This window comes from Thalassobacillus devorans (assembly GCF_011761345.1).
In the GTDB taxonomy this organism is placed as follows: Bacteria; Bacillota; Bacilli; order Bacillales; family Halobacillaceae; genus Thalassobacillus; species Thalassobacillus devorans.
Genome location: NZ_JAASRY010000006.1, coordinates 1 through 11856, shown reverse-complemented (window position 1 = coordinate 11856; position 11856 = coordinate 1). Strand labels below are relative to the sequence as shown.

Genomic DNA, 11856 nt, shown 5'->3' with positions numbered 1-11856 from the left:
TTCTCATTACATAATAAAGAGGTTAGATATCATGTTAGCAACTGGACATCAAGTACTAGGCTTCACTTTCGGTGTGATTGCCATTACCATTTTGCAGCAGTTCGGTATCGCTCCAGTCCATACGATGGATGTCGTGCTTTTTTTTGTATTTGTCCTTTTCGGGGCACTGCTGCCTGATATCGATACGCCAACATCCCGGCTCGGCAGTAAGTTCTGGCGACTGTTCATGCTGCTTTTCCTTGTGACGTTACTGGTCTATTTATTTTTTCCTCAGACGCTGAATACGTACCGGGAAGATTTGAAAATATTCGTCATGATGATGATCCCGGTGTTAGTTATGTTGCGCGGGCATCGCAAAATGACCCACTCGCTTTTGTTTTTGTTCGTATTGTGGGTTTATTGCCAGGTGATTGTTGAATGGATGCATGTCCCGTGGTTTTATTTATATGGCTTACTTGCGGGAGTTTTATCTCATCTGCTCGGAGATTATGTGACGAAAAAAGGGATCCCTCTTTTTTATCCATTATCGCGCAGATATTTTCGGTTCATTTTCACATTCCGTACTGGATCCGTCACAGAGAAGACACTGGTTACTGCGTTGGTCATCTATAATGTATGGGTTTTGATCATGAACGCCACTTGATTAAAATCAGCAGGGCCTATTGACTTTACTGACGGAATTAAGTAGAAGCTGAAAAGGTACGCCTGATTGCCGAGGAAAAGTTACGCGAAGTTAATCAAAGGATAGGTTTGATTTAAATTTTCCTTCTATTCTTGTGGTAAAAGTAAAGCCAATGGTAAAACTAAGCACAACACAAACATGGAAGGAAGCATGATGATGAAATATGATCATTTAAGAAAACAATTGGAAGAGCGCAAACAGGAAATTGAACAGGAACTGGAGCAGAATGATCATTTCGGTTTCAATCGTGGTTTTGCCAGCGATACATCTTCAGGCGAGCTTTCCCAATATGATAATCATCCGGCAGATTCTGGGACTGAGCTTTATGAAAGGGAAAAAGATATTGCACTTAGTGCGCATATGAAAGAAGAACTCTCCGATATTGAGTATTCCTTAAAACAGATGAAAGATGGTACGTATGGTAAATGTGAAGTGACGGGGAAAGAAATCCCGAGGGAGCGGCTGGAGGCACTTCCGACAGCACGTACGGTAGTGGAAGCTTCACCGAATCAAAGCGCATCAGACGATCGTCCGGCAGAAGAAGATGTCCTGGAGAACACGGAGGAAGAATATTATACAGGGAGTGAGGAGACGGAATACAACGAGCAGAATGCTTATGAGCAGGTAGCTTCGTTTAATGATACGAGTATGACCTATGAAGATTCCTCATTAATAGACAACAAAGATGGATCCGGTTATGTAGAAACATATGAGAACTTTGCCTCTACAGGAATAGAGGGGTATACGGGGGACGAAAAGGTGGATTTCCAGCGTAACGTCCAATATGATCAATATGTGCACGAACAGGAAAATATGGAGGATGAAGAAATAGACTAAAATATAAGAAAAACAGCAACCTTTCTTAAGCAGGAAGGTTGCTGTTTATATTTATACCCTGGATTTGGTTCTTCCGTGCATGTATTTCGTCATTAATAAAGAAGGGTTATGGGATAGAAAGCGAGAAGTGATAAAGGTTGGGAGGGGGATGAATGGAATATGAAAAATTACTCACCACATTGTTTGAGCAATCTATCCAAAGTGTGACACCAGTCAAAAAAGGTTTTTCCTCAGATGAAAAATTCTTAGTAAACCTTTTAGAGGAGAGCAATTTTTTATAAATGAAAGGTGATGGATAAACATGTTTGATAAATGTCAGGAAGTAACGAAATGGATGGCAGCATTAGAAGGAAAGTGGTATATTGCCGGAGGGTGGGCAATTGATTTACATATCGGAGACTGATCCAATGCCACCCGGAGCATCATTGGCTGGAAAAGCTGCTTCATTGATGGTTGTTATTTTTCCCCAGTTTACTTTGAGAGTATAAAGGATATTGTACGCTTGTAATCTAACTCAAAGAATCGAGCTGATAATACGTGAATACAACTACCCATTCCAAAAGAGCACAGGTAAATCTTCGGGACAGCTTCTGGTTTCTTCCAACAGTATATGGACTGGTCTCAATAGTTGCTGTCGCATTAGTCACCTGGGCGGACAATGCGCTACTGCCTTTAATTTCTAAAACGATACCGAATATTTTCCTTACCAACCAGGATATTGCCAAGTCGTTGTACAGTGCCTTAATAACTGCAATCCTTACAATGACTACCATCAGTTTTTCGACGATTATGGTTGTATTGACTACTTACACGACGCAATTTTCTCCACGGACGTTACAAAATTTCATGAAGAGCAGAGTGACCCAGCATGTGTTAGGTGTTTACTCATTCGGATTCATCTTTACACTGCTCAATTTGATCCTGCTGACAGAAAATAAAAAACAGGCATTGGCAAGTCCGTTTTTTACAGTCGTAGTTTCTATCGTTGTTTTAGCTTTTTTCATACTTTTTATTCATCACTCTGCCAGGTTTGTGCAAGTAAATAACTTGATAGGGGAAATCAGAAAAAGTACCTCAACGATTATTGATAAAACTTTCACTAAGAAAAGCCACCTGGACGCCGGTAACTGGGATGAAGCAGAAATCGAACATCTGAAAAAAGCTAAACCCAGATATATGTTCGCGACGAAGTCAGGTTATATTCAGCACATACAAGTGAAAGAACTGGTAAACTGGGCCAAGCGAAATAATCTATTGTTAGAAGCACATTTTTATATCGGGGATTATGTGCAAAAAGGGATGCCGATGTTCACTTACTGGAACCAGGAAGATGATATAGAATGTGATGAAAATGAATGCCAGGAATATTTGCTGATAGGAAATGAACGGACAGATTTACAGGATATTGAATTTTCGGTCCAAAAGTTAGTAGAAATAGCAGTCAAAGCAATTTCACCGGGTATCAATGACCCCCATACAGCCGTCAATTGTATCAACCGGATAGGGTCAATTTTAGCTGAATTAGGAGATAAATATGATGATATCCGCTATTATGCGGATGATGATGAGCAGCTGAGGCTGATTATGGAGCCAAATCATTTCCGGGATTATCTCTATGCAAGCTTTTATCAGATAAGAATTTATGGCAAGCACGATATTTCCGTCATGAATGCTGTTCTGGATGCGTTATATAGAATAGCTGTCGTCAATAAAGAGCCTGTAAAGAGAGATGTATGGCACTTCAGTAAATATATGAGATCTGCCATTGATGAAGAAGGAATGGCGGAACTTGATTATAAATACTATAACAAGTTGTTGGACAAACTGGCGGTAGCCTGCAATCAAAATATGGAATCGGAACGCCCATGATCAAGGGCGTTTCTTCAATGAGGAGCGTACAGATATTTTCAATTCTATCCGAATATTATGCTATAAAGAAAAATGTACGCTGCGATTGCAATTTTTTGGTAGAATAGAAAACATGATTGTAGTTTTTGGTCAGAGAAGAGGGGAAAGCCATGAAGAACTTTGAATGGAAGAATATCTACCGTGGTATGCTTATGGGGGCAAGTGATGTGGTTCCTGGGGTAAGCGGCGGAACAATTGCGGTAGTCTTAGGTATATATGATCGATGGATTGAGGCGATCAATGGGATTTTCAGCAAGCGATGGAAAGAACATCTCGGTTTCTTGATTCCTTTGCTGCTAGGGGTCGGCACAGCACTCATTCTGCTAAGTCGAGTGATAGAATGGTTGTTTGAACATTACCCTGAACCGACACAATTTTTCTTTCTGGGATTAATTATTGGTGTATTGCCTTATTTATACCATAAGGCTGACATGAAACATACATTTCAATTAAAGCACTATCTATTGTTATTAATAGGGGCAGCTATTGTCGCTTCTATGGTCTTTTTCCAGGCAGGAGAAACAGAAGCGATGCAGAATTTAACGATGGAAAACTACATCTTATTATTTTTCTCAGGCTGGATTGCCAGCAGTGCTATGGTGCTTCCTGGTATCAGCGGCTCATTCCTGCTATTAATCATCGGCGTTTATACGACCGTTATTAGTGGAATCTCCGATTTTCGCCTGGATATCATAGCAGTAGTTGGGCTGGGGCTTGTGATTGGAGTAGTAGCCATGAGTAAAATAGTTAAGTTTTTTCTGGAAAACTATACGGCAGGAACGTTTGCCGTCATTATTGGACTGGTAGTGGGGTCGGTCGTAGTAATTTTTCCAGGAATACCGGAGGGTGGGGGATTGATAGTAGCGAGCATCGTAGCATTTATTGGAGGCTTGCTGGCTGCATATCTCTTAGGCCGGATAGAATATACCTAATAAGAAGATTCACAGAGGAGGCGACAGCATGGAAACCATTCAAACAACAGAAGTCTTCTATCAAATCGTTGATAGCGAGGAACCTGTGATTATTAAATTTGAAGCAGACTGGTGTCCGGATTGTAAGCGGATGGATATGTTTATTGGAGACATTGTAGAGGAATATAACCAATACCAGTGGTATGTAATCAACCGTGATGAATTACCTGAGATTGGAAACCGCTATGAAGTTATGGGGATTCCTAGCATTCTTTTATTCCAGAATGGGGAAAAACAGGCACATTTACATAGTGCTGATGCAAAAACACCTGAAGAAGTACAGGAATTTTTACATGCTAATTTGTAAAAAATAATGCGAGGGCGGTCTCATTCCAGTGTGTTGAGACGGTCCTTTTTCTACATAGAATAAACAGTTATAAAGAGGAGGGAGATTTCTAGTGACAACTAAAGTTATTTTAGTCGGGGGCGGGCATGCTCATTTGCACCTTATTCGATCACTTATGGATGAACATGATGATCACGTGGAAGTTCTCTTGATTTCTCGCTCCTCCCATCAGGTTTATTCGCCGATGCTTCCTGGTTTTGCTGAGGGAATTTATACAAGAGACCAGGTTCTGATTAATTTAAGAACGCTTTGTGCCAAAGCAGGAGTTCCTTTCATACAGCGGGAGGCTGCCTACATTAATACAAGGCAGCGAAAGCTGGTATGTAAGGATGGAGCTGTGTATCCCTTTGATATACTCAGTATGGATATGGGCGTCGATAACAGCTCCTCTTACACAAAAGAGAAACGAAATAAAAATTCTGATATGCTGGACACAATTGAAAGCTTAAGAGACAGCTATTATCCATTGATTGTTGGGGAAGGCCTCATAGAAGTAGAATTAGCGCTGGCAATTCAATCGTATAAACAGCATAACTCTAAAAAAGGACACGTACGCTTATTAGGGGAATCGCGTTTACTCCCAGCTGAATCCAACTGGACTTATCAGAAGGTGGTTCGTATTTTGAACAGCCGGGGTGTGCAGACATGGGAAAATGAAGCGGTCCAGGAGGTCCAAGAGAATTATATCAGGACCAACAAGAAAAACAAGGTAAGATTCACTGATTTATTTTGGCACGGGCACACTGTTCCAAGTAAACTTTTCCTGGCATCTAATCTTCCCATTGATGACAATGGGTTTGTAAAAACCATTGCTACGCTTCAAGTGAAAGAACACCCTTACTTATTTGCTGTGGGAGACAGCACGATAATGGGGAAAGAGGTCAAACGTTCGGAAAGTGAAACGAATGCTGCCCGGGAAGGTGAGTTATTATGGGAAAATATTTGCCATTACCTTCATGGTACAGAGCTCGGGAGCTTCCATCCTCAAAAACGCTCTTATTCTGTTTTGTCGACAGGGAATGGCGAGGGCCTGCTCATTTATGGTGCCGTTAGTGTTCATAATAAAAAAGCCTGGAAAGTAAGGGACAAGCAAGACCAAAGCTATATGCATCACTTGCTATCTTGATAAAATGAGACTGTTCCGTATTCAATCGTGAGCAGCCTCATTTTTATTTATCACCTATTTATTATGTCTTTAATGATAAATTAACCAGCATCGTTATTGGAAATATCGATAGGTGACGAGTACATTGGCTTCAATAGTAAGTTGACCTGGCTGGATAGGCGTCGATTCAGCCTGCAGGGCTGCAGTTTTAAAAAGGGGAGAAGGGCGGCTTGTGCCAGCATCTTCAACAACCGATTGAGGAACAGAGTATAGCGTAGCCTGAAAAGACTTGGCGATCGTTTGTGCTTTTTGTTTGGCTTGTCGTAATGCTTCTTGCAATGCTTGATTATATATCAAATCTGCGTGCTGAAGAGAAAATTCGACACCCCGGACGATGTTGGCACCGCTCGCTGTAGCAGCATCGATGATCGGCCCGATCATTTCCATATCATAAAGAGTAATATTCAATACGTTCGTCACTTTATAGCCGCGAAAAACCTGCTGACCGTCTTTGAAATCATAGACTGGGTTAATCCGGAACTCTTCTGTTTGAATTTGTTCCTGTGGAATTCCTGCCTGAGTTATGCTGTTGATGATTTGCCTCGTTATGGTGTTGTTTTCTGATTGTGCTTGTTGCAGACTCATATTTTCCGTCTCTACTCCTGTAACAATGACTGCCTGATCGGGGGCTGCCGTCAACGTTCCAGTACCGGTAACTTTTATGGTCCATGGTTTTTCTGTTGTATTCCTCAGCATAGAGTGATTATACATAAGGAAACACCTCCTATCTAGCCTATGTCTCGATATGAGCGTTCATGTTTTCATCACGTGCTTCCTGTAGATTTCATACAGCCCGGATCGCAAATGTTCATTTCTCTTTACCTAAAATCTCATTCCGCAATGAAAATAAAGAATTAGCAGGAATAAAAGGAAGGCTGGTCAAATATAAGATGGTAGGGATGAAAGAGGGGGGATATGTTGGATATTCATTGGTATGATTGGGTGACGCCAAGCAGCCCTGGAGCTGCGCTGTTTTTTGGTCTGATTTTTACACTTGCTGCAGCTGTTATGATGCGTTGGCATATGAAAAGCTGGAAGTTATTCTTTGTTGCAATAGGAGTAGGTACTTTTATTTCTTTAGTGATGGTAGGCAGTTTGCGTTGGATTTTCGGGTTCTATAGTTAGGAGAGGGAACTATGAATATGGTAAAAAAGATTACAAAGGAAGAAAAGAAACAAATCGTTTCTTCCATCCAGGAATACTTTGAAATGGAGCGGGGAGAGGAAATTGGCAGCATTGCGGCAGAGCAGCTATTAGACTTTTTCATGAAAGAGCTGGGACCTTATATATATAATCAAGGGATCCGTGATGCGAAAGGAATGGTAGAAGAAAAAGTAATGAACTTAGAAGAAGATATTCTATCACTCGAACGACCTGTCGGACGGAAACTCTATTGATAAAAAGGGCTTGCCCCATCAAAGTCTTTCATAGACTCAGGGGGCAGGCCTTTCGTTAATAGATCCTATTCAACTTATAGAATAATATCCTCAAGCTTTACCCGAAGGTCGCTTTCTTCTTTTACTATCAGGCACCCATTTTCTAATGGCCACGTACAATGCGTCGAGTTTTCATGATCGGGAGACTCCAGGCGGTAGATTTTCTCGAAAAGCCGCCTGGTGTTAGGAAGGTCTCCCAGCCCCATTTCTATGGAAGTGAAGGTGATATTGGAAATAAAGTGAATGTCATTGGGGCGATTGCTCCCTTCCCATTCGATTAAGAATGGCAGCGTATGACCTTGAATGTCTGGAAAAAGCATCCGCCATTGTAACAAGGTACCATCTGTTTTCTTTCTGCTTCCTGGGAATGGTCCTTTGTATGGGATACCTTCTTTATCCCAGTAATCAAGGAAAAGGTCCATGTCATTCGTGCGTAAAGCAAACTGGATTGGTCCTTTCTGATTGACGGATAATGAGTGAGCAAGCTGCTTGATGAGCGGGTTATCCGATTTCAGGGCTGTCTGTTTGTCTTCAATCCCGATCCATTCAAGATAACTATGATTTTTTAAGTGTGCTAAGTAATTATATGTTCCCCAGGTTTCGTGTCGGCCGCCCCGGAATCCCCGTATGCCATGTTCCTCTTCAAAATGCTTTTGTTCCAGCTCTGGCTGGTCGGCTGCAATGACAAGATGATCAAAAGCAAGCATCGAATACCTCCTTTAATCCGAAAGTTGAAAGGCTTCGGCGATTAATTGATAAGAACGAAGACGTTCTTCAAAAGGATAAACGATCGTATTAATAATAATTTCATTCACCCCGTATCCTTCTGCTAATACCTCTAATTCGTTTTTCACCTGCGAAGGATCGCCGACTACCATTCGCTTTCGGTTTTCTTGAATACGTTCTTTTTCAAACAAAGTATATGGATACTTTGTTGTTTCTTCAGGGCTGGGAAAATAATCCCTTTGCCCGCCTTGCTCAATTTTCAATAATGCCAAGTCCAGACTGGAAGCGAGGTATTCCGCCTTTTCCTTTGATTCAGCGCAAATAGCAAAAACGGATACATTGCCATTTGGAATGGTTTGCTGGCGGGAAGGTGTGAAATGGTCGTAGTAACGTTTCATTGCTCTTGTACCACCATAACCATTGATAAAATGAGCGAAAGAATAGGAAGTACCCAGTTCAGAAGACAGACGGGCACTAGTACCGCTTGATCCCAGCATCCATATGTCGGGTGCCGTTTCTCCGACAGGGGTCGCATAGACGTCCATTTCATATGGGTCATTCCCCTGGACATAAGCCATCAACTCCCGCACTTGTCGTGGATAATGTTCAATGGAGGGGTGTTTCCCATTATTCAAAGCAAGGTTTACGTTGGGCAAGCCCCCAGGAGCTCGTCCCACACCTAAATCGATGCGTTTGGGGTGAAGGGTCTCCAGAACCCGGAAACTTTCCGCTACTTTATAGGCGCTGTAGTGTGGAAGAAGGATACCGCCGGTGCCGACTCTGATATGATTCGTATTGGCGGCCAGATGTGCGACAAGGATCTCGGGGGCGGATCCTGCCAGACTTTTTGTGCTATGATGTTCAGAAACCCAGAAACGGTGATAGCCAAGTCTGTCCGCTGATTTTGCTAATTCGGTGGTTTGTTTCAAAGCTTGAGAGGGTGTATGGTTTAATAAAATGGGTGATTGATCTAACACGCTCAGTTTCATGGCTTTCTCCTTTCTGCTACACGTTTATCCTGCCATTACTTCTGAACGGTTGCAACTTATCAGCATAGGAAAGCAGGCATAGATGCAGGTGGATTGTGGAAAATAGTATATAAATTTAAGAAGGGATAGGAGTGAGACCTTGGAACGCTATTATGAAATAGAGACACTCAAAGAACAAATTGCGAAAAGCCAGCTGGCATTATTATATATTTCCGGTGCGAACTGCTCTGTTTGTCATTCACTATTACCCCAGGTTGAGGAGGTAGTAAAGCAGTTCCCCGAACTGGATGCCTATCAGATTGAAGTGGAAGACGCTCCTGCTGTAGCTGGGGAATATACGATATTTACTGTTCCTGTCGTCATTATTTTTGTCGACGGAAAAGAATATGACCGCAAGGCCAGGTTCGTACCTATAGAAGAGTTGAAGCAACAATTAGCGAAGTTAAAAAGCTTAATCTTTGAATAAAGGAGCTGTAAGCATAAAACAAGCCGGCGAATGCTGTAGTAAGCAATGCCGGCTTGTAATTATCTTGCCATCAGGCCCATGAGACCATAACTCAACATTGTATCCTTATTAATAGTAAAAGTGTCTTTCAGCCTTAATTCTTCTTTTTGAATAGGGGTGAAGAATGTGGCTCCTCTTCGGAATTGAGCGTGCGGGGTATGAGCAAGCATTTCACCGGACTCTAAACCTTGCACGACTTCTATCAGGCCATCGACCTCAAGACCAGTTTCAATAGGGCGATGTTCTAATTTCCCGCTATCATCCATTACCCACGCAAACAAATTTTCTTCCGTAGATAATAGAGGAGCAAAGGCTGTTACCGCTCCATCTGCCCGGTCGGTAATAATCGATACAGCTGCATGGTATCCAGGCAGGATCTCAGCAAGGTCTTCTTCAATCGATACTTCAAAAGGGTATGCACTGGATTCATTGACAGAGATTTTCTTAGGAAAGGTTTGCACAGATGAAATCGTTCCTTCAATGGATAAGTCCTCTTGTTCAGGAATCGTAATTGTCACTTCCGTTCCTTCTTCCACGCGTTTGCGTTCCGCTTCATCCAATTCCCCTTCCACCTGGAGGGTGGTGGCTTGCAAGGTGATGATAGGGGAATCGAGTCCTTCATCGATATCCGTAACCATGCCATCGAATGGACTTTCTACTGTGATGGTTTGCCCTTCAGATTCCAATTCACTCAATTGGTTCTCTACCATTTGAAGCATCGCTTCTTTTTGTGCTAACTCCATTTCTTTTTCGGCAATGGTTTGTTCCTTCAGAAATTCTGCTTCTGCATTGGAATCACCATTTTCTTCTTCCTCTTCTTCTTGAGTGTCAGGAGCGAAAAAGCTATCCGTACTACTATCACTGTTGGAGTCGGGGATTACATAGCTTTCCATATCTGCTAAATAAGCTTTGATTGCCGTGATTTCCCCTTGTAATGTGGATACCTCGCCTTCCAGAGAAGATTGTTGTGTTTCATAATCGGTAACTTCATATTCGTATAGCTCATCACCTTCGCGTACTTCTTCGCCCTCTTCAATCAGGAACTCCTGGAAAGCGCCACGGGTGTCATCAAAATAAACAGGATTTGTTTCTGTAGCGGTAAAGACACCGTCGGTTGGAAGCGTTTCAAGCAAGTCGTATGTAAAAGCTTCTGACCAGTCATTGATATAAGATTTTTGATCCACCCTGTCCTCTCTATCAAAGTAGATCAATAAAACGTTGGTAATAATGAAGAGAAGCGCCAGGAAAAAACTCCAGCGTCGTTTCTTTTTTTTGCCCACGATGTTTACACCCCCATCCTATCCATTCAAAATATAGAGCAACAATAAATCATAATTGGCTAGTGCAGCCGTACCGGCCCACAAAAGGATATGCCAGCTAATGACTCCAAGCCATATCCAATGTTTTTTTGTGCTCGAAAGGTACTTCAGTGATTTGATCTGATACCATATAATCCAGATTTGGAAAAGTGATACCGCTCCAAAAAAGTAAATGATCCATTCGATATCAGTTATGTAGGCGGCCGCCACTCCAAAGGAGAATGGAGAAACATACCAGTCGATCCCTGCATATACCATTAACGGAATCCAGGTGATTCTTTCCAACAGCATTATTAGTAACACATTCATTTGAATGATAATCAGTTTTCGATACCGCACATCATTGAATAACCACCAGAAGAGTGAGGATACGAAAAGAATGAATACAGTAAATAAAATAGCATAGGCAACTCTTCCGATAAGGAACCATAATTTACGCATTTCGTATTCTGTATGTGTGAATTCTGTGGCATTAACGGATATCGGATCAGTACCGAGGCCGATCCAGCTGGTCCATATGTAAGTAAGAATCGACACTACAAACAGTAAAAACAATAACTTCCAGAAGTGGAATAACTTTTCAGCACGGTGCAGTTTGAATAGATGGTCTTCTTGCCGAAAAATCAGTTTCAATAGATTGATAGCATACATGATGGAATTCCTTCCCTTTAAGTCAGTAGGTAATTTTTTGTAAACATTAGCCCCGATTGACGAAGATTTTGATATTTCCTTTAACGGGCTGGGATTTAACCATTTACCACAGCCGTGACCATTAATTACTCTAAAATTATGTTACCTTTTATTCTAGCTGAATTTCGACATACTTTCTATAAATATCCAAAATTTGTGGAAATCTGTTAGATTATATACCACATAAAAAAGGGGCTGTCCCATAAGTCTGTAACAGACTAATTGGGGCAGCTTTTTTCGTTTATTGTTGATATCGGAAAAGTGGGGCTGGGAAACGATTCC

General features: G+C 41.7%; 15 protein-coding genes. 10 read left to right on the top strand and 5 right to left on the bottom strand.

Features of this window, described 5'->3' with window-relative positions; all coding sequences use genetic code 11:
• The first annotated feature begins 31 nt into the window (after nt 1-31).
• The 7 genes from FHS45_RS16900 to FHS45_RS16875 all read left to right on the top strand — a co-directional run bounded on the left by FHS45_RS16900 (nt 32) and on the right by FHS45_RS16875 (nt 5870).
• A complete protein-coding gene (locus FHS45_RS16900) occupies nt 32-643 on the top strand; it encodes a metal-dependent hydrolase (protein WP_062438963.1) in 612 nt (203 codons plus the stop codon).
• 195 nt (nt 644-838) lie between these two features.
• Nucleotides 839-1519, top strand: coding sequence for a TraR/DksA C4-type zinc finger protein (locus tag FHS45_RS16895; protein ID WP_082411882.1), 681 nt, complete (start codon nt 839-841; stop codon nt 1517-1519).
• A gap of 152 nt (nt 1520-1671) precedes the next feature.
• Nucleotides 1672-1800 (top strand): hypothetical protein, encoded by a 129-nt coding sequence (locus FHS45_RS20370; protein ID WP_258953954.1) that lies wholly within the window; start codon nt 1672-1674, stop codon nt 1798-1800.
• Between the two features lie 256 nt (nt 1801-2056).
• On the top strand, nt 2057-3388 hold the full coding sequence (locus tag FHS45_RS16890; protein WP_062438969.1) for a DUF2254 domain-containing protein: 1332 nt from the start codon (nt 2057-2059) through the stop codon (nt 3386-3388).
• A gap of 149 nt (nt 3389-3537) precedes the next feature.
• Complete coding sequence (locus FHS45_RS16885; RefSeq protein WP_062438971.1) at nt 3538-4359, top strand: DUF368 domain-containing protein; 822 nt, start codon at nt 3538-3540, stop codon at nt 4357-4359.
• Nucleotides 4360-4387: 28 nt separating this feature from the next.
• Complete coding sequence (locus FHS45_RS16880; protein ID WP_062438973.1) at nt 4388-4705, top strand: thioredoxin family protein; 318 nt, start codon at nt 4388-4390, stop codon at nt 4703-4705.
• Between the two features lie 91 nt (nt 4706-4796).
• Complete coding sequence (locus tag FHS45_RS16875; RefSeq protein WP_062438976.1) at nt 4797-5870, top strand: NAD(P)/FAD-dependent oxidoreductase; 1074 nt, start codon at nt 4797-4799, stop codon at nt 5868-5870.
• 93 nt (nt 5871-5963) lie between these two features.
• On the opposite strand, the gene FHS45_RS16870 is transcribed toward FHS45_RS16875, so the two are convergent.
• On the bottom strand, nt 5964-6620 hold the full coding sequence (locus FHS45_RS16870; RefSeq protein WP_062438979.1) for an SIMPL domain-containing protein: 657 nt from the start codon (nt 6618-6620) through the stop codon (nt 5964-5966).
• A gap of 204 nt (nt 6621-6824) precedes the next feature.
• Here FHS45_RS16870 and FHS45_RS16865 point away from each other — a divergent pair, with 204 nt between their 5' ends.
• Both FHS45_RS16865 and FHS45_RS16860 read left to right on the top strand, forming a co-directional pair.
• A complete protein-coding gene (locus FHS45_RS16865; protein ID WP_062438983.1) occupies nt 6825-7034 on the top strand; it encodes a hypothetical protein in 210 nt (69 codons plus the stop codon).
• A gap of 11 nt (nt 7035-7045) precedes the next feature.
• On the top strand, nt 7046-7306 hold the full coding sequence (locus tag FHS45_RS16860; protein WP_308789095.1) for a DUF2164 domain-containing protein: 261 nt from the start codon (nt 7046-7048) through the stop codon (nt 7304-7306).
• A 74-nt stretch (nt 7307-7380) separates the two neighbouring features.
• On the opposite strand, the gene FHS45_RS16855 is transcribed toward FHS45_RS16860, so the two are convergent.
• Nucleotides 7381-8052, bottom strand: coding sequence for a VOC family protein (locus FHS45_RS16855; protein ID WP_062438992.1), 672 nt, complete (start codon nt 8050-8052; stop codon nt 7381-7383).
• 12 nt (nt 8053-8064) lie between these two features.
• On the bottom strand, nt 8065-9060 hold the full coding sequence (locus tag FHS45_RS16850; protein ID WP_062438997.1) for an LLM class flavin-dependent oxidoreductase: 996 nt from the start codon (nt 9058-9060) through the stop codon (nt 8065-8067).
• Between the two features lie 139 nt (nt 9061-9199).
• On the opposite strand from FHS45_RS16850, the gene FHS45_RS16845 reads away from it, so the two are divergent.
• Nucleotides 9200-9526 carry a thioredoxin family protein gene (locus FHS45_RS16845; protein WP_062439005.1) on the top strand — a complete coding sequence of 109 codons (327 nt, stop codon included), beginning with the start codon at nt 9200-9202 and terminating at the stop codon, nt 9524-9526.
• A 59-nt stretch (nt 9527-9585) separates the two neighbouring features.
• Here FHS45_RS16845 and FHS45_RS20495 read toward each other — a convergent pair whose 3' ends face one another.
• Both FHS45_RS20495 and FHS45_RS16835 read right to left on the bottom strand, forming a co-directional pair.
• A complete protein-coding gene (locus tag FHS45_RS20495) occupies nt 9586-10845 on the bottom strand; it encodes an efflux RND transporter periplasmic adaptor subunit (protein WP_062439013.1) in 1260 nt (419 codons plus the stop codon).
• An 18-nt stretch (nt 10846-10863) separates the two neighbouring features.
• Nucleotides 10864-11535 carry a hypothetical protein gene (locus FHS45_RS16835; protein WP_208416513.1) on the bottom strand — a complete coding sequence of 224 codons (672 nt, stop codon included), beginning with the start codon at nt 11533-11535 and terminating at the stop codon, nt 10864-10866.
• Nucleotides 11536-11856: the final 321 nt, after the last annotated feature.